This is a genomic window from Flavobacterium sp. PLA-1-15, from assembly GCF_049060005.1.
Classification (GTDB): Bacteria; Bacteroidota; Bacteroidia; order Flavobacteriales; family Flavobacteriaceae; genus Flavobacterium.
Genome location: NZ_JBMGQS010000003.1, coordinates 19,487 through 41,657, shown reverse-complemented (window position 1 = coordinate 41,657; position 22,171 = coordinate 19,487). Strand labels below are relative to the sequence as shown.

Here is a 22,171-nt window from a genome sequence, read left to right as displayed (position 1 = left end):
TTGCATAATTGCCATGTAGGTATTTTATGGGTTTATACCCTTGTTTTGCTGAGTTTCTTTTCGGCCGCAGACAGAATTTTCTTTTCTACCCTTTCATTATTTCTGTTACCGCCCACTATATGGCGAATGCTTTCGCTGGAGTAGGGGTTGCCATCACGGTTCGTAATTTTCGCTCGGTTCAATAGCAATATTATTGGCTGGCTGTAGTTGTTGCCAAATGCCTTGATGATTTTTTGTTTTTGGCGTTTGTTTATCATTCTATAAAAGATTGAATTGAATAATTGTGTTTAAGCTTCAGTTCCTTGAGCGTATCATTTTCATCTGTACCGCTAGGCAGTTGTACCGTTCTTTTACGGGCATCATACTCGAAGAATCCTTTGATTTTCTGATGCAGATAATAGCGCCTATTGTCCTTTGCCGTTCTTTGCTTCTTTTCAACAACACGTTTTGCAACGGGTTGTTTCTCCAGTACAGGAATCTGATTGTAAAATGGTAAGTGACTCATAGCTGTACTTCTATATCGGGAATTAAAAATGCCTTACGATCCTCAACCATCTTGTAGTATTTGGAAAGGTCGTCGCCTTTGTGTACATAAATCTCACGATGCTGGTTAATGTGAAGTTGGATCGCATTGCATTGGAAATGCCTTGTTGTATTCTGTAAAAGTTCGTTGATCTCAGTAGCCGTGTAATAGCATTTTTTCAGCTTCCTTTTGTTGTATTCTATCATTTGTTCACGCTGTACGATTTCCAAGGAAAATCTAATGCGTTGCTCAACTGTGAAGCTTTTTAGGGAATTATTTAGAAGGTCTTTTAATTTAGAAATACTATGTGCGGAATAGCATAGTTCCAAAGATTCATAAAGCAACTTCCTGTTTTGTGCAGCAACATCAAGTTTGTGCGTAGATTTTGAAAAATTATCCGAGAACCATTTTACAACCTTGTTCATAGCTTTGACCTTTTTTGGTGACGGTTAGATAAAACTTTTGCAATTTCAGAAGCTGGCAGTTTCCCCTTTTGAGGGGAGTTATCGGACACCACACCCGATAACTCCTGCTTCAGCATTGTAGCTTCGTTTATAATCAACCCGGCAAACATTTCCAGCTGGTTGATTCTTTGTAATATTTTCTTTTCGTCCATAATAATTGTCTTTAAAAGAAACCTCTATATTTGCGTTGCCGGGACAGAATGAGAAGCGATTCTTAAAAATCTCGGCACGTTTGTTATGAATAGTATAAGTATTCAAGCTGACAGCGTTGTTCTTACGGTTGCAAAAAGCAGTCTGAACGAAAAGCCTTTGCTATTAGCAATTGCTTTCGGGATCATTGCCTATGCGATTCTGAAAGAATAACATTTTAACCCCGCCAAAAGCGGGGTTCTTGCATTTATAGAGGTTTCAATATTTTAATGAACTTAACATTTCTTTTGTGGCACAATCCTTGCATCCCGAAAAAGCGGGATGAAGCACCCAATTGATTGCATAAACACTACGTTTCTGCAAAAGGCTTTTTATTGCCTTTTTGTAAACTTCTTCCTTTAAAAATTATCCTTTTTGGTTGCAAAATTTTAGCTATCTTCGTTTATTGTTTCCGTCACGGAAACGTCACGTTTATGTAACGGTTTTGTAACGTTGGACAGGACAAAAGTGAAATAATAATTTCATATATGCAAGAAAAATTACCAAAATTTGAATTTATTAAAGAAAGAGTAATGTATTTTATTGATAATCAACGTTTTAAAAAAGTTGATTTTTTCAATAAAATTGATGTTACGAGTGCTAATTTTAGAGGTAATCAAATAAAAAGTAGCTTAAGTTCGACCACAATAGAAAGAATAATTACTAATTATCCGCAATTAAATTTACACTGGTTAATCACAGGAAAAGGTAAGATGTTGCTTAGCAAAGAAGAAATTAATTATACTGTTGATGAAAATCAACTTGGAGTTGTAAACGAGCCAACTAATAATGATGACATTATTGAAGTTTTAAAAGACCAGGTAGCCGAATTAAAAAAAGACAAGATAGAATTAATAAAAGATAAAGAAAAACTTTATAGTTTGTTAGAAACCAAAATGGGAAAACAAAACGCATCGTGATAATCAAGTGGAAAGTTTACAATTAAATTATTACATTGGTGCTTAATTTTAAAAAATAAACAAAATGAAAAAAATTATTTTATTAATCGCGATTGCTACATTTTCTCTCGGATGTTCTTCTGATGACTCGGATAAGAGTGTAAATATCGAACAACAAATTGCAGGTAAATGGAGGAATGTTTCTCAAAAAAACAACAACACCCCTGTAACTTTATCTGAATGCGAACTTAAAAATACCTATTCCTTTAGTAATCCTTTAAAACAATTTTTTGCAGAAGTTAATAGTACAAATGCTCAAAACGAATGTGAAGAAAACATACTATTAGGCACTTATAATTTATCCGGTAATAGTTGCAGTATAACGGTTAACAATGAAACTGTAATATTAAATGATATATCCTTTTCAGGAGAAGTAATGACAACAAATGAAATGGATGGACCTATTAAGGTTACGAGAACTTGGATTAAAACCAACTAATCAACCGTGAATAAAAAAGCGAATACCATAAATAAAATATATTAAAAAAAACGTTCATTAGATTTTTTGTAGCTTAATAATCAGCGTTTTAAAATGTTCTTTTCGTTCAGAGTGTCCCTGTTAATCAGAGGGTCCTTGGTTCGAGCCCAAGAGGGGGAGCAAAATCCTGATCAGAAATGGTCAGGATTTTTTGTTTTATGCCATTTTCTAAGGAATCAATTTTTTAACAGGGAGGTTCCTTTCGATAATTTATACAAATACCTTATTTTAGCCATCTATAAAAATACAGACAGATGAAGGATAAATATACGGTTGGCAGTCTTTATGCAGGGGTGGGCGGAATATGTCTAGGATTCAAAAATGCAGGATTCAAGATGGAGTGGGCCAATGAGTTTGACAAGAATGCCTGTATAACCTATAGAGAAAACTTCAAGCATCCGTTAATTGAGGGCGATGTAATGCAAATCGATGCTACTACGTTGCCGAAGGTAGATGTTTTGGCGGGAGGTTTCCCGTGTCAGCCTTTTTCTGTGGCTGGATATAGGAAAGGCTTCGAAGATACCAGAGGTAATCATTTTTTCAAGATACTGGACTTTGTAGATGCCATGAGACCAAAGGTGATATTTCTGGAAAATGTGAAGAACCTTGTGGGCCACGACAACGGCAATACCTTTAAAGTCATCCGAAACGAAATCCGCAAACGCGGTTATACATTCGATGAGCAAGTGCTCAATACTAAAGATTTCGGCAACATACCCCACAACAGGGAACGGATTTTTATGATTGCCTTTGATGAAGAATTTCTTCGGGAGGAAGGTTTTAAATTTGAATTTCCAGAGAAGGAAGCACTGACCAAAACCATAAAAGATGTGCTCGTCCATGAGGAAGTAGATGAAAAATTCTATTACAGGGAAGACAAATATATGTTTCCGATGCTGGAAAGTGAAATGAAGCGTGACGACACCGTCTATCAATTCAGGCGCCAGTATGTGAGGGAAAACAAATCCAATGTTTGCCCTACGCTCACAGCAAATATGGGTTCTGGCGGACACAATGTCCCTTTGATTAAAACGAATTTCGGATTCAGAAAACTAACCCCAAGAGAATGTTTCCGCTTTCAAGGATTTCCAGAGAGTTTCAAGCTTCCCGGAATTGCCAATTCTCATCTTTATAAGCAATCCGGAAATTCCGTAAGCGTTCCGGTTATTGAAAGGTTGGCAACGAAGATATTCGAAGTATTGAATCAAGTTGGTTCCAGAAAAGATAAAAATCAAGCGCAACACACTGCTTAGATTTTGTGAAGTGCTTCGTATAATAATTCTATCGGAAATAACAATCCTGCTTGGATGTAATAATTGGAAGCATCCATCTTGGTCTTGCCATTCAGCATGGCGTTTTGTGGCAGTACGCACTCATTAGCAATAATGTGCTGTATGGTTTTGATGCTGCAACAACCCGGAACGTCATAGAGCCACGTTTCTGCCTTTATTTTCTGCAGTAATACACCTTTATCATCGACACCGTCTTTCAGTACCAGTTTGATGTCGGGTTTTATGCGAACCAATACAAAATAATCATAAGAATGGGAGGCATCTTGGTGGGTGATGTTGGGAATATAATGTCCTTCACTGTCCCAATCCTTTGTTTCCAAAAGCAACAGATTTGAAAAGAAAGCGGCCGATTTGATACAGATGGTTTTTCCGTTTGCTTTCAAATCCGCATCATCCCAGATTCCTTTTCCATGAATGCTGAAATCGGGCATTTCAGTTTCGATGCCCTGCTTTTTTAAATTTTCATATAAAATCCCTTCCGCCATTTTTCCTTGAAAAGTATTCTGGAAGATTTCGGATTTGCTTCTGGACGATTGCCCGCCCGACCTGCAATTTCTATGAAAACCTTCTCCATAGGCCATTTCATAAGCAAATTCAAAAGATTGCCCTATGATAGCCTCATCGACCGGAATACCTACAAACGATTTTCGGGAAGTTAAACTGTAATTGTTGAGGTCTTCTTTGAGTTTCATAGTTGGCGTATATTTTTTTAAATGTACAATAAATTTTATTTCAACAGGAAATAGTTTTCTCAAAAATCGTTTCAAAGTCTTTTTATTTTTAACTAAATTGTATTCGATTTTTACAATCAAATAAAAAAGTCTGACAGCAATGTTAGACTTTTTGGTCCCGTAGTTCAACGGATAGAATAGAAGTTTCCTAAACTTTAGATCCAAGTTCGATTCTTGGCGGGATCACAACTTAGTTTCTGTTTTCATACATCGAAACCATCAAGACGGTTTGCATTTTTCTAGCCCTACGCTTTAGTGTGTCGGCGTTTTCTCCTGTAAAATTGGCATCAATAGTTTCAAACCATAGGTTGAGCCAGGTGCCAAAATGATAAGCCGTAACTTCATGATTTGATTGGTCGTCTACTTCCTGATGCACCTTGATTGGATTTCCGTTATAGATTTTTCCGCCAAACAATTGCATCGTCCAGAAGTCGGTGAGCTTTTCCAAATGCGCTTCCCAGTCGGTGATGATGTTGTTGAAGATGTGTGCCAATGTTTCATCAGTCCTTACTTGGGCATAAAAACTCCTGACGATTAGTGAAACATCTTCCCTGTTTTCGATTTCCTTCATTTATAAAAAATTTATCACTGAAAGGACAGTGCTCAATACTATGCTCCAGATCAATATATTAAAGACAACTTTAGGCTTTTGTTGTGCTAATACTGCTCCGTTAAAGGCCATACAAGATGCTACTACAAGAAAAAGCTGCACCATGTTTGGCACGCTTGTTCCGTTTTGCAGGATGGCCATTGCGGCGATAGATCCCATACAGCTTTGTACCAAAACACCCAAGGTGCAATATCCGATAAACCCTCTTTGAAACGCTCCAAAAACATTATTATATGTGCTCATGACTATTTGATTTTAAATTCTATGTAAAATTACAACCGAGGCATGAGGCAGTTTATGACTTAAATCATAAAAGGGAAATTATCTGAAAATTTTTCTGTGGTCAATAATCAAGGCTCCTTTTTTCTCTAAGGATTTTATGGAGCGGATAACGGTTTCGACACGTAAACCTGTCAAATCAGCCAGTTGTTGTCGGGTCAGGGTAACGCAATATTTTTCGTCTTCAGGGATTTCTTCCACATGCAATTTCAAATAGTCGATGAGTTTTAAAAGCCGATGTTCCGGATCCTGGGAAGAAATCTCAGATGCCATAACCGATTTATAGTACAATCGGTTCGCAAGCCGGGTGCTGATGGCAATGGCTGTTTCGGGATGTTCGTGAAGCAGTTCCACAAATACTGATTGGGAGAGTTGCAACAATACAACATCTGTTAAGGCGACAGCATTGGCAGGATAATTTTTTGAAAGCAGTAACGGTGGTTCTCCAAAACTTTCGCCATTGATAAAAATGCCTTGGATAAATTCTTTTCCCTCATCGTTAAAGTTGTTCATCTTGACTTCGCCACTCTGAACCTGCCAATAATATTTAGCAACATCACCTTCATTAAATATAATGGTTCCCTTGGAATAGCTTTTAGTCCGAGCTCCAAATTGCAAAAGCAAGTTCTCGTCAATAATGGGCGCTTTGTGGTTCTCCATTAAAAAAGAAATTTAAACAGGAAAAAATATCGTAAAGTTAGTGCCTTCTCCGGGTTTGCTGTACACGCTGATGTATCCGTTGTGATTCTCGACTACTTTCTTGCATAAGGCAAGCCCGATACCAGTTCCCGAAGTTTTTTCGTGTAGCCTGTGGAACAATTTAAACGCCTGATCTGCAAATTGCTGCTCAAAACCAATTCCGTTGTCCTTAAAACTGATTTTATGATAGCTGTTCTTCAATGGCAAATCGGGATATTGATGGATAGCATCACCATCGATGATTTCATAATCAATCTTGATCGATGGTTCTACCGTGCTGAACTTAATGGCGTTGCTGATAAGGTTGGCAAAAAGCTGGTGCAATTGCATTGGAATTCCTTTTATAACAGGCAGGGCTGAATTTTCAATCACAACTCCTTTCTGTTCCATGATCAGGTCGAAATCATTTTTTACGCTGTTTAATGTTTCGTTGAGGTCTGTTTCTTGAAAATGCATGTCGAGTTGCGAAAGTTGCGAATATTTCAAGATGTCTGTGATCAGTGCCGACATTCGTGTCGCGGCAATATTGATTTTGTCGATATTGTTTTTAACGACTGTTATATTGTCAATGTTGTCCTCAAGAATACTTGCAAATACACGTATTTTTCTGAGTGGTTCCTGTAGGTCATGAGAAGCGATGTAGGCAAATTGTTCCAATTGCTGGTTTTGCGATTCGATACTTTGGGCATAGTAACGCAATTGATCGTCGGCTATTTTACGCTCGGTCAGGTCGCGCGTAACTTTTGAAAAGCCAATAATGTTGTGTTCTTTATCATGCAGTGCCGTAATCACGATATTACCCCAAAAAGTAGTACCGTCTTTACGCACGCGCCAGCCTTCGTGATTTGCTTTTCCTGTACGTGTAGCCTGTTCGATAAGTTTTTCGGGCAATTTTGATTCCTGATCTTCCTTTAGGTAAAAAACACGGAAGTTCTTGCCTATGATTTCTTCTTCACGATAGCCTTTTATATTTTGAGCGCCCTTGTTCCAGTTTTGGATGTAGCCGTCCTTGTCCATCAAAAGGATGGCATAGTCTTGCACCTCGTCAATCATCTTGTGATAGCGGTCTTCGCTGTCTTCAACGGTTAAGATTTTTTGGGTGGGTTTTTCTTCTGTAGGATTTGAAAATAAACGCTGACTCTTATCATTATCTAGTTCATTTTCATGCGTTCTGCTTTCATCAGTAGTATCCATCAGCATGTCTCCGGTGCTATCCATCTAATTTGTTTTTGTAATTCAAAGTTAAATAATTAAAAAACAGAATATTAATGATTATTGCCAAAATTTAGTTTCACATGGTAATTTTATAATAATAGATTGATATCTTACTAACTGTGAAATACTGTAAGCTTTTAAAAGGATAGTATAAGAGGTGGCAGTAAAGGTTAAAGTATTTTTATAAAAGTGAACCAATAAGCAGTAGCAATAAATAATTATTAAATTATGCACGACTTCAATCCCATATTTAACGCATTGGTAAAGGAAGGCTTCCATCAGTTGCCCGATACGACGCCCGGAACAGGAAAACCGTATGATTTTAAAATCACGCCCTATTCGCTGAATACGAGTTTGAGTTTTAAATTCGAACACCTGCCTCATTTTATTGAGTTCTTGAAATTGTCCGAAAGCATCACCGAGGAAAAGATTAACGTGCTCCAAAACAGTTTTGTAGATCTTGGTATCGACCCGAACGACTTTTTCTATGTCAATTTCTTCGAAAAAGGAAAAGACCAAGAGATGTAAAAATACCTTTGTCCTTCAACACAACCAAAAAGCCTGCTGAAAATATTTCCAGCAGGCTTTTTTCATCAAAAACAAAGTCGTACCTGTGTTAGTTTGAAGAGGTTTCTTTGGTATAGGTAAGATCAATATTTCCCGTAAGCATTGTAAACAATGAGCCTACAATATTAAAACTAGGGTATTGTCCGTTTTCTTCGGTACGGGATAGTTTGTGTGTTTCGGCATCAAACATATATTCAGTTGTAACATTCACACCGCCAGAAGTTCGGGTAGTGGTAACAGTTTCTCCATTTCTGGTCCAAGTTCCAGTTGTTGTTTCAGAATCGCAATCCAATGACAATCCTAAGGCTCCTAAAGCGCTTGTAGAAGAATGCTCTTCATAGGTTCCGTCGCTTTTAAAAGTGATATCACTGTTTACATAACAGTTGGTTTCGCTCATCAAATCCAATGAGCTGTCGCCGTCGTTGTCAAGATCCTGCGCCATAGCTACTATGTAAGAAGTCAGGTTGAACTCGCCCAACAAAGCAGCATTTACATTGATGTTGTCATCATCGTTGTCGTTTGCACCATTGTCGTTGTCATTGTCTGTATATTTTGTAAAAGTCAGCTGAAGCGTTCCTGTTAGGTTTGCCCAAAGTGAAGTCACAGTGTTCCAACCAACGTATGATCCGTTGCTGTCTGTTCTAGTCAGGGTTTTGCTTGTAGCATCATATGTAAATTCAGTATTTACAGATGCGCCGCCTGAAGTTCTTGTTGTGGTAACCGTATTTCCGTTTCTGGTATACGTACCCGATGAAGTTTCTACATTACAATCCAGATTCAAACCACCCGCACCCAAAATGCTTGAGCTGTAGCCTTCGTTATACGTACCGTCACTGTGGAAACTGATCCAAGAATCGTTGTAGCAGCTTCCTTCCAAAACCAGGTTGGTATTGCTGTCGCCGTCGTTGTCATAATCTTGTTCAAAAGGAACATTCATTGCAGTCAATTCAAATGTACCGACAAGATCCGAGCTTACTTCGCCCGTGTTTGCGCCTTCGTCGTCCGAAGAGCAGGATGCAATACCCAAACATCCGATAAGGGCCAGCATAGAGAGTTTAAAATTTTTCATAGCAATTCTTTTTTATAATTTTTATTTCAAAATTAGAGTTGCAGCAAGTGTTTTTCTTATGGTATTTTTGGGAAAAATTATAAGATTGAGAGTTGGATATCGTTATTGAAAACACCTAACTATCAACGTATAGTATAACAATATTATATTTTGATGTAATCTCTAAATGATAAAATCCTATATCTTTACCATACCCCCGCAACCCCAAATGCGAAACAATGGACGTCTTTACCCCCGAGAAGCGGAGCCAGATTATGGCGCGCATCAAAAGCAAAAATACCAAGGCCGAAGTGCGCCTTGCAAAAGCCCTATGGCGCAGAGGCCACCGCTACCGAAAACATTGCAAGACTGTTTTTGGCACACCCGATTTGGTTTTTAAGAAATACAAGATTGCCATCTTTGTCGATTCGGAATTCTTTCACGGCAAGGATTGGGAAACGAGAAAACGCCCCGTCAATAACGCTGCATTCTGGGAAAAGAAAATCAACCGCAACATTTCCCGAGATCACGAAGTCAACGACTATCTTACATCCAGAGGCTGGGTCGTTCTGAGGTTTTGGAGCAATGATGTCAAGACAAAACTCTTTTCCATCATCCGAAGCATCGAAAAGGAAATAGAAAACGCACACCAAAAAATCTATTATAAAGAATAACCAACAAACACCAAGCAAAAGCCAGCACAAAAAAAGGAGCCGAAGCTCCTCTATATCTAGTCTTTAAATTGACCCAATCATCTGAAATCTAAAGTCTCAAATCTAAAATTAAAAATTAAAACCAAGGCTTCTTATTTTTCTGATACATTTCATAAAAATCGCGGTCGCTTTTGGTCAGGTAAATGATGCCCTCTATAAAAGTAAGAATACTAATAGGGATCAGGATAAAGATCCCAACAAGCACACACGACAAGGCAAAGCCAATAAGCGATAAAACCAGAAGAATAACTCCTTCATTCGTGTAGCCCAAAACAAATTTATGGATACCCAGATATCCAAAAAACAATGCCATCAGTCCGGCCAGGACTTTCTTGTTGTCCTGCATGTATTCCGGACGCTGATCATACGTCGGTTGGTTCCAGCTTTCTTGTCTTGAATTGTTATTCTCTTCCATGTTTTTTGTGTTTTTGATTAATGCGCCATAAAAATAATAAAAAATAGCAAAGCCAGAGATTTAAATTTTCAAACACACAACATTCCATCAAATCCGCAATAAAAATGAAAAATGCTTAAAAATATATTACTTTTTTTCTTAGCTTTACTACATATTACCATGCCCAACGTGGTACAGATGCCGAGCCCATCTCGGTGATACCCCCTTCTGAGAATAATATAGAGAAAGAGAAAAGTTTAATTATTTAAAAAAGAAGAAGGAAAAATGGGTTCAAAATCAGAAGTAGGCCATGCAAAGAATGTGGTTAATTACGGACTAGGAATTGATTTATTAAAAGGGATGGATGACCTCTTTAATCCCGGCAATGAAAGTATTACGTTAGTGAAATTGCTTGATACTAACAATAGACTACAGCTAAATTATACGAAGTTTAAGGAAATTGGTCCTGAATTTAAGGTGGCCATTTCAGAGCGTGCAGTGCTTTATGCAATGATGAACAAGAAGGCAACACGCCTGCTCAACGCTTTTTTGGCGTTTAATCTGGGTAAAGAATTTGACGACGAGATGATGTCACTTGTCAAGAAGCTTAGAGGGCAGCGTATTGGAAAAATCAAGAAGGACAAACCAGAGGAGGAGGAAACGGAAACTATTTCTGTGGCGCAAGTGAGTTTTGACAGCAAGGCGGATACTTTTGATAAGATGATAAAATATGCTGAGGCAGTGTCGAAGTTTAAACCTAATGAAACGGATGTTCAACCCGCTGCTTTAAATGCGTATTACAATGATATCATGAAAGCAAACAGTAAAGTTTCGGGACTTTCGGTAAAATTGTTCTTGGGCAGAAAAGAGCGTGATGAAATTTTGTATGACGGTGCGGATAATACTATTGAACAGATGCGTACGGTGAAAAAATATTTGAAATCTTTTGAAGCGGGTTTGCCATTTTATAAAAAGCTGGTAAAGCTTAGGTTTAAGGATAGGTAAAAGATGTAAAGGCTACATCAGGTTATATAACCGGCACTGAAAAGTGTCGGTTTTTTTTGTGGTTTTTTAAAGTTGCCAACGCTTAATCAAAAGTTGCCAAAGGGTAATCGAAAGTTGCCAACGTGTAATCAAAAGTTGCCAACGTGTAATCAAAAGTTGCCAAGGGATAATCTAAGGTTGCCAACGCTTAATCAAAAGTTGCCAAAGGATAATCAAAAGTTGCCAATGCTTAATCAAAAGTTGCCAAAGGACAATCAAAAGTTGCCAAAGGACAATCAAAAGTTGCCAAAGGGTAATCAAAAGTTGCCAAAGAGTAATCAAAAGTTGCCAAGGGATAATCATAAGTTGCCAAAGGATAATCTAAAGTTGCCAACGCTTAATTTAAAGTTGCAAAAGGATAATCTAAAATACCTTCTAATGTTTAAGTGTTTTAAATAGAAAGCTTGGGTAGTGTTTTGAAATAAAAAAACTGCAAGGTTTTTAGACTTGCAGTTTTGTTCTTTGATTGTGTCCACGCGAAGGGATTCTCGCCGATAAAAGATTCTATTAAGATGAAAGATTCGATATTAAGTCAGCTAAAAATGTTATTTCTTGAAAACGTTCGTCTTCGTTAATGTCAAGCGGAAAATTATTGTTAAACTCCTTGTCTTGAATATTTATGTAAGGAAGTAAGTATGCTAATTCTACCAAGGCACGATCAGTTGTCACTTCATTTTCATTTATTTCTTCTTTGACTTTATTTATAATTGCTCTTAAAGGATACCATTTCTTTTTATATAGAAACGACCTCACAAATCCATTATTGAATTGTAATAAACCCTCGTTACAAATTTGTATTACATTATCTAAGTTTGCTATTGTCATTTGAATATTGAACTAAAGTTTATTTGCTAAATTATTAGTGATTACTATATTTTCCATACTTTTTTTGCTTGTTCATATAAATCGTTTGCCCTTTCTTCTATTGTCTCCTCGTTCCATTCTTGGAGTTGCAAATATTTAGAAATTGTTTCAAGTCCCCCAGAATATTGCAGTAAACCTTTTTTATCAGCTTTACCTTTTTTCTTTGTTGCCCAACTTGAATCTCTAATTGTTGCGTTCAATGATTGAGTAATAATTGTTAAATTTCCAAGTGTCAAGAGTTTTCTGTTTCGCTTAATTCTGTCTTCTTGATTTGATAATTTCCCCCAATGATTTTCCCATTTTTTCGGCATTAGATGTTCCAAACTGTATTTGTTTATTCCTAATACTTGTGTTGATTGTAAACTTCTGTTTCTAATTTTTGATTCAATCAAATATAAAATTCCTGCCGATTGTTTGTTTATTAAAATTTCTGAATGAAAACCATTTTCTAATTCATCATCTGTTGGCAGAAAGTTGATTTTGTCAGATTGAGTTTCTAAAAAGTCTGTAAATTCTTGTTTAGATAAAATTTGATGTGAAATTAATCTGTCGGTAAACAATTGGTTGTAATTTTTTGTGTTTGCGTGAACAACCATTCTACGCATTATGTAGCTTTCTAAAAACTCAAATAGTTCGTTTTTAGTATGAACGTCTGGAACATTTTTAAGAACATAAAGAACATACGGAATTAGCGTTGATGTTTCAAGACCGAAAATAATTGCGTTAATCCTTTCAACTCCGTGTTGGTCGGTTAATTCGTTTTCGATGATGTCAAAATCAAAATTTTCTTGGAATATTAAAGCGTATTCTTTGAGTTCTGCAAGAATTGCGTTTTTGTCGTTGTTTAAATATTCCTTTATGAACTTTTTATAAGATTCAAAAAGTTGTTCAACTTTTGAAAACTCAATTTTGTCGTCTGTTTTTACAGAAAAAGTGTTTTCTTGAATTTTGATTTGTAAATATGAGTAGAAAAACAAATCAATAAATGTTCTTTTTAAACGACCTGTTGTAATTTCTCTGTCCCAATAATTTTTTGTGTCATCATCTTTTTCAAAAACGTTTTTCCAATAAACGTTGTATGAATTAATTTCTGTTCTATTAAAAAAGTAGTTTTTCAACAATTCCGCAGTTGTCAATTTTACACCTAATGAATTTATGGTGTCAAAAATTTGCTGTTCGTCTTCATTTTCGTCAAGGTCGATTCCAACAAATAAAATTTTAGAAAGAATGTTTTGAAAATTGAGTTTTGTCGGGTCAACATTCTTTTTAAAATAAGTATATGCTTTAGTTATGTTGTCTTCTCCAACTAAATCTTTCTCATCTGTTAAGTTCAAAATAATTTCAAACGCTTCAATGTCATTATGATTATGCTTTAAAGCAATATCATTACTGATAAGTTTAAAAATTCTCTCAAAAGTTGAATTTTGATTTGTCTTTAAGCACAAAACTTTGAAGAAAATATTTAATGTTGTCAAACGTTGTTGTCCATCAATTAAAGTACGGATATCGCCAACTTGATTTGCTGTATTTGTAGGTTGTTGTTTTAAAATAACTGAACCTAAAAAATATGGTTTGTTAGAGAGACTTACATTTTCCATATCCTCTAAAAGTCTTTCCCATTGATCATCTCCCCAAACATAAGATCTTTGAAAAAATGGAATTTCTAAAATTCTATTTCCATTAAAAATGTCGTTAATTGTTCGTTTACCTGCGTCCATATTTATTAGAGTTGTTTAATTAATTTTAGCCACCTTACATCCCTATTTAATCAAAGCTAAGATTTAAGCTGTAAAATTCCCACAATAATAACCAAAATCTCCCAACAAAAACTACGGTTTTCCACAAAATCCAAAAATAATTTCCCAAAACCAAAACACAAGCAGCTCAAATTCCCCTCCTTTGGAGAGCCTGTCCCGCCTTTTAGCGGGAGGTGGCCGAAGGATGGGGTGGTTAAAAAGCAACCCGATTCCCCAAACTTGTCATTCCGACGAAGGAGGAACCTCCACAAGAAACTCCACAAACTAATACAATCGAGAAATGCAATAACTATAGATGCAGAAACGGAGATCCCTCCTTCGTCGGGATGACAAGATGATGAAAAGTACAACACACTCCTCCCGCCATTTCAGAACTTCCCCAGACCACTTTTGAAATCGCTCCGACAATCTTTGAAAACCTCCGACAACCTTTGAAAACTCTCCGACAACCTTTGAAAACGTTCCGACAACCTTTGAAAACGCTCCGACAACTTTTGAAATTGCTCCGACAACCTTTGAAAACCCTCGACAATCTTTGAAAACCCTCCGACAACTTTTGAAATCGCTCCGACAACCACAAATAATACTTACATCACAACAGCATATTAAAAGCAAAAGCCCCTACCAATAGGGGCTTTTGTATTGCAAACAAACGGATTTGGTATTCCGGTTGCGATAAACGATAGGGCTTAATGCGAAACCGCCTTCAAACCAATGATCGATCCGATAAGGGTAGTGATAAAGAACAACCTCCAGAAGTTGGCCGGGTCTTTAAAGACAAAGATGCCTACCAATACGGTTCCTACGGCGCCAATACCTGTCCAAACCGCATAGGCCGTCCCGATGGGCAGTGTTTGGGTGGCTTTCATCAAAAGCCCCATGCTGATGGTTAGGGTAATCAGGAAGCCTCCGTACCACATATACATTTCGGTTCCTGTAGTTTCCTTGGCTTTTCCAAGGCAAGTAGCAAAAGCTACTTCAAATAATCCTGCAATGACTAAGATAATCCAGCTCATGTTCTTCAAGTTTTTGGCAAAGTTGCACATTAACTTCAACACGGGATTTAACAAATGATAAAAAACGATTATTTTATTTCGGCCCGTATACGGCTCAGGCTCACCTGTGTAATGCCCAGATACGAAGCAATATGTCCCAGCTGTACCCGCTGGATGAGGTCGGGGTTTTCCTGCAGCAGTTCGGTATAGCGCTCGGTAGCGGTTTTGAACTGTCGGGAAATAAGGCGTTCTTCCGTCTTGATGAGTTCCTTTTCGGCAAACTTCCTGCCCCAGTTGGCTATAGGGAGGTCTTCCTCAAAAAGTTGCTGCAGGCGCTTGATGTTGAGCTCATACAGCTCGCAATCTTCCAAAAGCTCGATGTCCTCATAACCTTTCTGATTCTCTACATAGCTCTTCATTGAGAGTACGGCGTCGCCTTCCTTGCCAAACCAGAACGTAATTTCGTTTTCGGGCCTGTAGGCACACGCACGTGCAATCCCTTTCTTGATAAAGTAGAGGTTGCTCTCGGTTTTTTCAGCTTTTAGAAGAATATGCCCTTTCGGATGACGCACTTCTGTAATGCAACCGATGAGTTTTGCCTTTGAGGTTTCGGGCAAAAGATAGATGCGGTCAAGAATCTGATCGATGGTCATGTATTTTCTTTTAAGTTGAAAGGGAAGTGGTTGCTATTTTTTGATTTCCAAAATCTTATCGACAATTACCTGCGCCAATTTTGCATGGCTTTCAAACGTCCATCCCGCAATATGCGGACTCAGGATTACATTATCGGCCTCGATAAGGTATTGAAAAGCCGACGGCATTTCGCCATCGGTAAACAGATGCTCGAAGGATAATTTTTCGTATTCCAGTACGTCGAGTCCGGCGCCGAGAATCTTGCCGAGCGTTAGTGCCGAAACCAGATCGTCGGTCACGACGCTTTTTCCCCTTGCGGTATTGATGAGCCAGAAGGCCTTTGCAAACGATTCGATAAAAGGGGTGTTGATCATTCTATCGGTTTCGGGTGTCCACGGAATATGAAGGCTGAGCACATCGGCATGTTGTTGCAATTCCTGCAACGAAACCTGACGCGCATTCTCGTCGCCTACATTTTCCTTGATGTCGTAGCATAAAACCTCCACTTCAAAACCGCGCAGTTTTTTGGCGAAAGCCTTTCCCATATTTCCATACCCGATGATGCCCACTGTTTTTCCATCCAATTCATGACCACGGTTGCTTTCGCGCGACCATTTCCCCGATTTTACTTCGGCATTGGCCTTGTTGAGGTTGTTGAAAAGGGACAGAAGCATTCCGAGAGCGTGTTCGGCTACGGCATTCCGGTTGCCTTCTGGAGCGGCAATAAGATGCACGCCTTTTGCAGTGGCATAATCACAATCGATGCTTTCCAATCCTGCGCCAACGCGTGCAATGAACTTTAAGTTAGTTGCCTTGTCTAAAAATTGCCTGTCGATCTTAAATCGGCTTCGGATGACAATTCCGTCGTAGTTGTGGATTTTGGCTTCCACTTCTTCCTTGGTTGAGGTAAAATCGTCTTCGTTGAGATGACCCGCTTCTTCGAGTTGGTTTTTCAGTAGCGGATGATTGCCGTCGATGTGGAGGATTCGCATCATATTGTAGATTTTCTAGTAGCATTAAAGGAACGTAAAAATACATTTTTTTACAGTGAGATTACACTAAGTGTAATTTTTACATTCAAATGAAATATTATATAGGGCACATCGTTTATAAATTGTCTTAGACCAACTAATCCCTAAGACCAATCATCAATATGAAAATAATCAGAGTAATGGCGGTTTTAATGCTTGTAGTGCTTTCTTCGTGTGAGCAAAACCAAGTGTACAGGAAATTTGAAAAGAATTTTAAAGAAAACCGCTGGCAAAAAACCGACGTTAGGACGTATGAATTTGAAATTGTGCAAGGGGCCACCCAATACAATATGTACCTGCATTTTGCGCACATCTACGGTTATCAATTTCCAACAGTTCCGTTGACGATAACTATTCTAAATCCAGACAAGACCATTACTACCAAAAAAATAGACCTTCAAATTATTGATGAAAATGGAAAAGACAAAGGTGATTGTGCAGGCGATATCTGCGACTTGTATGATACCGTTTTTGAAAGCGAATCACTTCCTGTAGGTAAATACAAAGTGAGTGTGAGCCACCAATTTCAGGGCGAATATCTTCCGAATATATTAGGTTTTGGTATAGAAGTAAGTGCTTCGCTCGATTAAGAACTATTGCTCGCTTCTGCGGAAGTAAAGTATCAGTCCTTCGGCCTCCACTTGCAGTTCGGTTTGGCTCAGCATGATAATTTCTCCTGGGACATCTTCGTTTTTCACACCGATTTCAGAAGCCGATTCATCATCTGAATTTTGATAAATCGTTCTTCCGTTTTCAGAAAGGCTATAGCTCCCTTTTATTGTGGTTTCGCCATTTTTGTTTAAAAATTTGCCTTGCTTGTCGAAACAAACGGTAGCGCCCATGGCTTCCATTGCAGCGTCTTCAGGGCCTTTGAATTTTTTTGTAAAGATAACTTGGCGCACTTCCCAACAGCCAATGATGATTTCCTTGTTTTCGGATTGTGCCATTCCATTTGAAGAAAACAGAACGGATAATAGTATAAAAAGAATGAAATTTTTCAAAACGGTAAGGTTTAAGATGTGATTAATGCCTCCGCAAAAATAATTAAAAAAACAAAAGGAGCGCAGGGTTATGAATCCTGTGCTCCTTTTTATATGATGGAAGTGTTTTTTAGATTAACGCCTGTTGCAAGTCGGCAAGCAAATCGTCGATGTCTTCAACGCCAACACTCAAACGAACCAAGTCGTCAGAAATCCCGATTTCTTTTCTTTTATCCTCTGGAATAGAAGCATGTGTCATCAAAGCCGGATGATTCGCCAATGATTCTACACCACCCAATGATTCTGCAAGCGTGAAAACGCCTAATTTTTCCAAGAACGAAACGGCATCTTCTTTTTTGCCCGAAGCAAATGTGAAGGAAACCATTCCGCCAAAAGCTTTCATCTGTTTCTTAGCCAATTCGTGAAAAGGATGGCTTTTCAAACCTGGATAAAAAACGGTCTTGATTTTTGGATGGTTTTCCAAGAATGCCGCTACTTTTTCTCCGTTTTCGCAATGTCTTTGCACTCTCAAGTGAAGTGTTTTGATTCCTCTCAAAACCAAGAAACTGTCCATTGGCCCTAAGGTTGCTCCTGTTGCAAATTGCTGGAAATGCAATTGCTCGCCTAGTTTTTCATCCTTCACAATCAAAGCTCCGGCGATAACATCTGAGTGGCCTCCTAAATATTTTGTAGCCGAGTGCATCACGATATCAGCTCCTAAATCCAAAGGTTTTTGAAGGTAAGGTGTTGCAAACGTATTGTCAACCGCAAAAAGCAGGTTGTGTTTCTTAGTGATTTTGGCAATGGCTTCGATATCGGCCAATTTCATCAACGGGTTGGTTGGTGTTTCTACCCAAACCAGTTTGGTATTTTCGTTGATCAGGGATTGGAATTTCTCCAAATCATTCATGTCCACAAAGTGAAACTTGATGCCTGAGTTTCCATATATACGGGTGAACATTCTGTAGGTTCCACCATATAAATCATCCATTGCAATGATTTCGTCGCCTGCCTTAAACGAACGTAAAACGCAATCCGTAGCCGCCAATCCAGATGAAAAAGCCAAACCACGTGTTCCGTTTTCGATACTTGCCAATGCATTTTCCAAAGCAGAACGTGTTGGATTTGCCGCACGGCTGTATTCATACTCCTCGTTCAAAGGTTTTCCTGGACTTGTTTGTACGAATGTTGAAGTTTGATAAACCGGAGGCATTACGGCTCCTGTACTTGGGTCATGGTGCTGACCACCGTGTATCACTTTTGTATTAAATTTCATATTCTGAATTTATTTATCGAATGAATTACTTGTGGTAATTTCATATCGTTTTTAATCAATTTTGTAAATAATCCAACAAATTTACCGTTTAATTTTGTGTAAGCCAATTTCGAATACGATACCTTTGTTATTATTTAACATTTGCCACTATGAAAAAGTTTTTTACACTCGCTATCCTCGCCTTATTATTTACAAGTTGCAAAAACGAACTGACCTTTAAGGAAGAACGTTTCGAAAAGAAATCGACCTTGCCTTGTAAAGAAAATTGTCCCGAAGTGACCGTGACGGTTCCTGTGGCTGAGAATGTGCCGATTGTAGCCGACAGCATCAATAAGAAAGTATTTGCTGTGGTAAAAGAAATTATTTATTTTGGAGAAAAACCATATACTTCAAAGGATTATCAAGGTCTTTTGGATTCTTTCATTGGTTCGTATGATGAAATGAAGACCAAAAACCCAAAGGAAATTTTTGGATGGGAAGCCAAGATTGATGCGAAAGTTACGTATCACACCGATAGCATCCTTAACATCCGAATGGAGAATTATATGTTTACGGGCGGCGCTCACGGTTATAGTGGCATTCGTTCGCTAATCTTTGATCCAAAAACAGGAAAAAACATTCCGAACGAATATCTTTTTAGGGATTTGAATAAATTTAAGGCTTTCGCCGAAACCAAATTCAGAGCGAAATATAAAATTCCAACCGAACAAAACATCAATGCAACGGGACTGATGTTTGAAAGCGACCGATTTGAATTGCCGATGAGTTATTTCTTTCAAGAAAATGGCTTGTTGCTGTATTACAATACTTATGAAGTAGCTTCGTACGTTGATGGTCCAAAGGAATTATTGCTTTCGTATGAAGAATTAAAACCGTATTTATTGCTTAAATAAATTTCCGAATACTCATCATCATTCCCAAGTGGATCGCTTCGTGGTAGTTGTTGAACTTCACGGCTTCTTCGGCTGTGCCAATTGTAAATCCTAGATTATTCTTGAAAAAATGATAGGATTTGAAACTATCTGATTCAAAATCGGCTATGGTTTTATCGATGGTTGCGGTAAGCAAATGGTGTAATTCATCCACTTCTTTTTGATCTACAAAACCTTCGGGACGACTTCCTTTTTGGTATTTAAAAATCATTTCCTCCGAAAGCATCGTTGACAATCCGGATAATTTATACACCAATAACTGTTGTACTACAATGATATGTCCGATGTTCCAGATAAGGTTGTTACTGAATCCTTCCGGTACTTTGTTGAGTTGTTCGAGGGTGTAGTTTTCTAGAAAATAAGCCAATTGTTTTCTACTGGTTTGGGTAACTTCAAAAGCGTATTGCATTGTTTTTATTTTTCGATAAAAATACGATTTTCAATTGTAAAAGAATTTTCTTTGCACCATTAAAAATGAAAGTCCAATGAACAAAATATATTTCCTCGCTTCGTGCGACACCTGCCGAAAAATCATAAAATCACTTCCCAATACTGATAAGTTGGCGTTTCACGACATCCGTCAGAATCCAATTACCGAAGAAGAATTGGATGAAATGTATCAACTTGCCGGAAGCTACGAAGCGCTTTTCAGTAAAAAGGCACAGCTTTATAAGTCTTTAGGGTTGAAAGACAAAAACCTGCAGGAAACCGATTTCAAGAAATATCTTCTGGAACATTATACCTTTTTGAGCCGTCCAGTTTTTATTATTGATGGTAAGATATACATCGGCAATAGCCAGCAAAACATCCACGCGGTTACGCAAGTTTTGAAATAATGTCCAAAAGAAACCTCGCCCTCGTTGCCGCGACCATTGTTTCACTGATTTATGGCGTGACCTTTACCATTGCAAAAGACGTTATGCCACACTACATCGATGCCTACGGATTCATCGTCTTGCGTGTGGGTGGTTCCGTTCTTTTATTTTGGCTTGTTTGGCTTTTTATGCCAAAAGAAAAAATAATTCTGGGTGATTTCCCTCTAATCATCGCCGCCGCTTTTTTTGGAGTAGCGTTCAATATGCTGACGTTCTTCAAGGGATTGAGCTATACATCGCCCATTTCCGGAGCGGTGATTATGGTTACCACACCGATTATTGTACTGATTCTTTCTTCAATAATTATGAAAGAGAGGATGCTAAAGCGTAAAGTTTTCGGTATTGTTCTGGGTTTGATCGGAACTGCCTTTTTGATTCTTTACGGAAAATCCATTGGCAATGCTACCAATGCAAGTCTGGGGAATTTTCTGGTATTTGCCAATGCAGTTTCTTATGGTTTCTACCTGATTATAGTCAAGAAATTGATGGACAAATACAGTGCGTTCACTTTCGTGAAATGGATTTATTTGTTTGGATTTATAATGGTCTTGCCATTCGGATACAATGAATTGCAGGCTGTTGATGTTGCAAACCTTCCCGAAGCCATCGGCTGGAAGATTGGTTTCGTAGTGGTCTTTTCGACATTCCTGACGTATTTGCTGAACCTGCTTTCGATGAAGGAATTAAAACCGACAACCGTAGCAGTTTTTATCTACCTGCAACCTTTGTTTGCCACTATTTTTGCCATCGGATTGGGGAAAGATTCCTTGAGTTGGGTGAAAATCATTTCGGCATCGCTGATCTTTATAGGGGTTTACCTCGTTACACAACAAAAGAAACAGTAGATTTTAAAAATTGTTCTTCTATCATTTGGAAATGATTAAAATGTAAAGTAAGTTTGTCATAAGGAAAAACAAAGTTTACAAAAAATCTAATTTACTTTACCATGAAACAATCAAAAGCAGCAACAAGCATCGTAGCATTATTTCCAAATTATTTTAAGAAGATTGGATTGGGAATGATTTTAATTACAATAGGAACAGTTCTGACTGTAAAGTTCCTGCCAATAGAAGTGGCCGAAGGACAAAGAGAGATTTATAAAGTAGTTTTGTCCGATCTGTTCATCCTGGGATTGTTCTTTATTGCTTGGTCCAGAGACAAGTTCGAAGATGAGATGACGTTGCAGATCCGTTTGAAGGCAGTAGGTTTTACCTTCATGACTTCGGTATTTTATTTAGTTTTAAGGCCTTTTGCAGATATAATCATAGGGGATGCGCCCAATAAGATGACTGCTATTGAATTGATGATATTTATGCTTTCTATGTACATCATTTTCTATAAATTGCAAAAAAGAAGCTCCTAGATGAAAAACACCCTAAAAGTAGAAAGAGCAAAACAAAATCTGACACAGCAGGATTTGGCAGATAGAGTAAGTGTTTCACGACAAACGATCAATTCTATCGAGTCGCAAAAATATATCCCTTCTACTGTTTTGGCTTTGAAAATTGCAAAGGTATTTAATAGTAAAGTTGAGGAAATATTTCAATTGGAAGAAGATGATTTTCTATAAGAAATACTCCAGCAAGGTTTGTAAACCTTGCTGGAGTATTTGGAACATTCAAA

General features: G+C 37.9%; 33 protein-coding genes and 1 tRNA gene. 14 read left to right on the top strand and 20 right to left on the bottom strand.

Annotated features, from left to right (window positions below; translation table 11 throughout):
- Positions 1 to 32 precede the first annotated feature (32 nt).
- Genes ACI6PS_RS03485 through ACI6PS_RS03470 form a run of 4 tightly spaced genes read right to left on the bottom strand, consistent with a single transcriptional unit; the run spans position 33 to position 1,139 of the window.
- Entirely contained in the window at positions 33 to 257 is a 225-nt protein-coding gene (locus tag ACI6PS_RS03485) for a hypothetical protein (RefSeq protein WP_421011161.1), read from the bottom strand.
- On the bottom strand, positions 254 to 505 hold the full coding sequence (locus ACI6PS_RS03480; protein WP_421011160.1) for a hypothetical protein: 252 nt from the start codon (positions 503 to 505) through the stop codon (positions 254 to 256). The genes ACI6PS_RS03485 and ACI6PS_RS03480 overlap by 4 nt, the downstream gene beginning before the upstream one ends.
- Complete coding sequence (locus ACI6PS_RS03475; RefSeq protein WP_421011159.1) at positions 502 to 948, bottom strand: hypothetical protein; 447 nt, start codon at positions 946 to 948, stop codon at positions 502 to 504. The genes ACI6PS_RS03480 and ACI6PS_RS03475 overlap by 4 nt, the downstream gene beginning before the upstream one ends.
- Positions 945 to 1,139 carry a hypothetical protein gene (locus ACI6PS_RS03470; protein ID WP_421011158.1) on the bottom strand — a complete coding sequence of 65 codons (195 nt, stop codon included), beginning with the start codon at positions 1,137 to 1,139 and terminating at the stop codon, positions 945 to 947. Before ACI6PS_RS03470 ends, ACI6PS_RS03475 begins: the two co-directional genes overlap by 4 nt.
- An 85-nt stretch (positions 1,140 to 1,224) precedes the next feature.
- Here ACI6PS_RS03470 and ACI6PS_RS03465 point away from each other — a divergent pair, with 85 nt between their 5' ends.
- From ACI6PS_RS03465 to ACI6PS_RS03450, 4 genes are all read left to right on the top strand, one after another.
- Positions 1,225 to 1,350, top strand: coding sequence for a hypothetical protein (locus ACI6PS_RS03465; RefSeq protein WP_421011157.1), 126 nt, complete (start codon positions 1,225 to 1,227; stop codon positions 1,348 to 1,350).
- Positions 1,351 to 1,664: 314 nt separating this feature from the next.
- Entirely contained in the window at positions 1,665 to 2,096 is a 432-nt protein-coding gene (locus ACI6PS_RS03460) for a hypothetical protein (RefSeq protein WP_421011156.1), read from the top strand.
- Positions 2,097 to 2,160: 64 nt separating this feature from the next.
- Positions 2,161 to 2,574, top strand: a complete 414-nt coding sequence (locus tag ACI6PS_RS03455) for a lipocalin family protein (protein WP_421011155.1) — start codon at positions 2,161 to 2,163, stop codon at positions 2,572 to 2,574.
- A gap of 293 nt (positions 2,575 to 2,867) precedes the next feature.
- A complete protein-coding gene (locus ACI6PS_RS03450) occupies positions 2,868 to 3,866 on the top strand; it encodes a DNA cytosine methyltransferase (RefSeq protein WP_421011154.1) in 999 nt (332 codons plus the stop codon).
- Here ACI6PS_RS03450 and ACI6PS_RS03445 read toward each other — a convergent pair.
- The gene (locus ACI6PS_RS03445) at positions 3,863 to 4,597 is read right to left on the bottom strand and encodes a hypothetical protein (RefSeq protein WP_421011153.1); all 735 of its coding nucleotides are present in this window, start codon (positions 4,595 to 4,597) and stop codon (positions 3,863 to 3,865) included. The two genes, ACI6PS_RS03450 and ACI6PS_RS03445, sit on opposite strands and share 4 nt — an antisense overlap.
- Positions 4,598 to 4,750: 153 nt before the next feature.
- Between ACI6PS_RS03445 and ACI6PS_RS03440 the strand changes: the two genes are divergently transcribed.
- Positions 4,751 to 4,822 (top strand) — tRNA-Arg (locus tag ACI6PS_RS03440).
- Between the two features lie 4 nt (positions 4,823 to 4,826).
- On the opposite strand, the gene ACI6PS_RS03435 is transcribed toward ACI6PS_RS03440, so the two are convergent.
- The 4 genes from ACI6PS_RS03435 to ACI6PS_RS03420 form a co-directional block, all read right to left on the bottom strand.
- Positions 4,827 to 5,207: a group III truncated hemoglobin gene (locus ACI6PS_RS03435; RefSeq protein ID WP_421011152.1), complete on the bottom strand. Its 381-nt coding sequence runs from the start codon at positions 5,205 to 5,207 to the stop codon at positions 4,827 to 4,829.
- Positions 5,208 to 5,489: a hypothetical protein gene (locus ACI6PS_RS03430; protein ID WP_421011151.1), complete on the bottom strand. Its 282-nt coding sequence runs from the start codon at positions 5,487 to 5,489 to the stop codon at positions 5,208 to 5,210.
- 78 nt (positions 5,490 to 5,567) lie between these two features.
- Positions 5,568 to 6,185, bottom strand: a complete 618-nt coding sequence (locus ACI6PS_RS03425) for a Crp/Fnr family transcriptional regulator (protein WP_421011150.1) — start codon at positions 6,183 to 6,185, stop codon at positions 5,568 to 5,570.
- A gap of 12 nt (positions 6,186 to 6,197) precedes the next feature.
- Positions 6,198 to 7,442 carry a sensor histidine kinase gene (locus ACI6PS_RS03420; RefSeq protein WP_421011149.1) on the bottom strand — a complete coding sequence of 415 codons (1,245 nt, stop codon included), beginning with the start codon at positions 7,440 to 7,442 and terminating at the stop codon, positions 6,198 to 6,200.
- Positions 7,443 to 7,667: 225 nt separating this feature from the next.
- On the opposite strand from ACI6PS_RS03420, the gene ACI6PS_RS03415 reads away from it, so the two are divergent.
- A complete protein-coding gene (locus ACI6PS_RS03415) occupies positions 7,668 to 7,967 on the top strand; it encodes a hypothetical protein (protein ID WP_421011148.1) in 300 nt (99 codons plus the stop codon).
- An 88-nt stretch (positions 7,968 to 8,055) separates the two neighbouring features.
- On the opposite strand, the gene ACI6PS_RS03410 is transcribed toward ACI6PS_RS03415, so the two are convergent.
- A complete protein-coding gene (locus ACI6PS_RS03410; protein ID WP_421011147.1) occupies positions 8,056 to 9,075 on the bottom strand; it encodes a hypothetical protein in 1,020 nt (339 codons plus the stop codon).
- 218 nt (positions 9,076 to 9,293) lie between these two features.
- Between ACI6PS_RS03410 and ACI6PS_RS03405 the strand changes: the two genes are divergently transcribed.
- A complete protein-coding gene (locus ACI6PS_RS03405) occupies positions 9,294 to 9,728 on the top strand; it encodes a very short patch repair endonuclease (RefSeq protein ID WP_421011146.1) in 435 nt (144 codons plus the stop codon).
- A gap of 115 nt (positions 9,729 to 9,843) precedes the next feature.
- Here the strand turns inward: ACI6PS_RS03405 and ACI6PS_RS03400 are convergent, their stop codons facing one another.
- Entirely contained in the window at positions 9,844 to 10,182 is a 339-nt protein-coding gene (locus ACI6PS_RS03400; protein WP_421011145.1) for a TM2 domain-containing protein, read from the bottom strand.
- A gap of 264 nt (positions 10,183 to 10,446) precedes the next feature.
- Here ACI6PS_RS03400 and ACI6PS_RS03395 point away from each other — a divergent pair, with 264 nt between their 5' ends.
- On the top strand, positions 10,447 to 11,166 hold the full coding sequence (locus ACI6PS_RS03395; RefSeq protein ID WP_421011144.1) for a hypothetical protein: 720 nt from the start codon (positions 10,447 to 10,449) through the stop codon (positions 11,164 to 11,166).
- Between the two features lie 229 nt (positions 11,167 to 11,395).
- Here the strand turns inward: ACI6PS_RS03395 and ACI6PS_RS03390 are convergent, their stop codons facing one another.
- The 6 genes from ACI6PS_RS03390 to ACI6PS_RS03365 form a co-directional block, all read right to left on the bottom strand.
- Positions 11,396 to 11,539, bottom strand: a complete 144-nt coding sequence (locus ACI6PS_RS03390) for a hypothetical protein (protein WP_421011143.1) — start codon at positions 11,537 to 11,539, stop codon at positions 11,396 to 11,398.
- A gap of 173 nt (positions 11,540 to 11,712) precedes the next feature.
- Positions 11,713 to 12,030: a hypothetical protein gene (locus ACI6PS_RS03385; RefSeq protein ID WP_421011142.1), complete on the bottom strand. Its 318-nt coding sequence runs from the start codon at positions 12,028 to 12,030 to the stop codon at positions 11,713 to 11,715.
- Positions 12,031 to 12,074: 44 nt separating this feature from the next.
- Positions 12,075 to 13,787 carry a DUF262 domain-containing protein gene (locus ACI6PS_RS03380; protein WP_421011141.1) on the bottom strand — a complete coding sequence of 571 codons (1,713 nt, stop codon included), beginning with the start codon at positions 13,785 to 13,787 and terminating at the stop codon, positions 12,075 to 12,077.
- A 728-nt stretch (positions 13,788 to 14,515) separates the two neighbouring features.
- A complete protein-coding gene (locus tag ACI6PS_RS03375) occupies positions 14,516 to 14,842 on the bottom strand; it encodes a DMT family transporter (RefSeq protein WP_421011140.1) in 327 nt (108 codons plus the stop codon).
- Between the two features lie 68 nt (positions 14,843 to 14,910).
- Positions 14,911 to 15,474, bottom strand: coding sequence for a Crp/Fnr family transcriptional regulator (locus tag ACI6PS_RS03370; protein ID WP_421011139.1), 564 nt, complete (start codon positions 15,472 to 15,474; stop codon positions 14,911 to 14,913).
- A 33-nt stretch (positions 15,475 to 15,507) separates the two neighbouring features.
- Positions 15,508 to 16,446 carry a 2-hydroxyacid dehydrogenase gene (locus ACI6PS_RS03365; protein WP_421011332.1) on the bottom strand — a complete coding sequence of 313 codons (939 nt, stop codon included), beginning with the start codon at positions 16,444 to 16,446 and terminating at the stop codon, positions 15,508 to 15,510.
- Positions 16,447 to 16,607: 161 nt separating this feature from the next.
- Between ACI6PS_RS03365 and ACI6PS_RS03360 the strand changes: the two genes are divergently transcribed.
- Positions 16,608 to 17,075 (top strand): hypothetical protein, encoded by a 468-nt coding sequence (locus ACI6PS_RS03360; protein WP_421011138.1) that lies wholly within the window; start codon positions 16,608 to 16,610, stop codon positions 17,073 to 17,075.
- A gap of 3 nt (positions 17,076 to 17,078) precedes the next feature.
- On the opposite strand, the gene ACI6PS_RS03355 is transcribed toward ACI6PS_RS03360, so the two are convergent.
- On the bottom strand, positions 17,079 to 17,486 hold the full coding sequence (locus ACI6PS_RS03355) for a hypothetical protein (RefSeq protein ID WP_421011137.1): 408 nt from the start codon (positions 17,484 to 17,486) through the stop codon (positions 17,079 to 17,081).
- A 109-nt stretch (positions 17,487 to 17,595) separates the two neighbouring features.
- Positions 17,596 to 18,741 carry a cystathionine gamma-synthase gene (locus ACI6PS_RS03350; RefSeq protein WP_421011136.1) on the bottom strand — a complete coding sequence of 382 codons (1,146 nt, stop codon included), beginning with the start codon at positions 18,739 to 18,741 and terminating at the stop codon, positions 17,596 to 17,598.
- A gap of 149 nt (positions 18,742 to 18,890) precedes the next feature.
- On the opposite strand from ACI6PS_RS03350, the gene ACI6PS_RS03345 reads away from it, so the two are divergent.
- Positions 18,891 to 19,634, top strand: coding sequence for a PdaC/SigV domain-containing protein (locus ACI6PS_RS03345; protein ID WP_421011135.1), 744 nt, complete (start codon positions 18,891 to 18,893; stop codon positions 19,632 to 19,634).
- Here ACI6PS_RS03345 and ACI6PS_RS03340 read toward each other — a convergent pair.
- Complete coding sequence (locus tag ACI6PS_RS03340; RefSeq protein WP_421011134.1) at positions 19,627 to 20,082, bottom strand: DinB family protein; 456 nt, start codon at positions 20,080 to 20,082, stop codon at positions 19,627 to 19,629. The genes ACI6PS_RS03345 and ACI6PS_RS03340 overlap by 8 nt on opposite strands.
- A gap of 76 nt (positions 20,083 to 20,158) precedes the next feature.
- On the opposite strand from ACI6PS_RS03340, the gene ACI6PS_RS03335 reads away from it, so the two are divergent.
- The 4 genes from ACI6PS_RS03335 (at position 20,159) to ACI6PS_RS03320 (ending at position 22,118) form a co-directional block, all read left to right on the top strand.
- Entirely contained in the window at positions 20,159 to 20,509 is a 351-nt protein-coding gene (locus tag ACI6PS_RS03335; RefSeq protein WP_421011133.1) for an arsenate reductase family protein, read from the top strand.
- Complete coding sequence (locus ACI6PS_RS03330) at positions 20,509 to 21,393, top strand: DMT family transporter (RefSeq protein WP_421011132.1); 885 nt, start codon at positions 20,509 to 20,511, stop codon at positions 21,391 to 21,393. The genes ACI6PS_RS03335 and ACI6PS_RS03330 overlap by 1 nt, the downstream gene beginning before the upstream one ends.
- 101 nt (positions 21,394 to 21,494) lie before the next feature.
- A complete protein-coding gene (locus tag ACI6PS_RS03325; protein WP_421011131.1) occupies positions 21,495 to 21,911 on the top strand; it encodes a hypothetical protein in 417 nt (138 codons plus the stop codon).
- On the top strand, positions 21,912 to 22,118 hold the full coding sequence (locus ACI6PS_RS03320) for a helix-turn-helix transcriptional regulator (protein ID WP_421011130.1): 207 nt from the start codon (positions 21,912 to 21,914) through the stop codon (positions 22,116 to 22,118).
- Positions 22,119 to 22,171 lie beyond the last annotated feature (53 nt).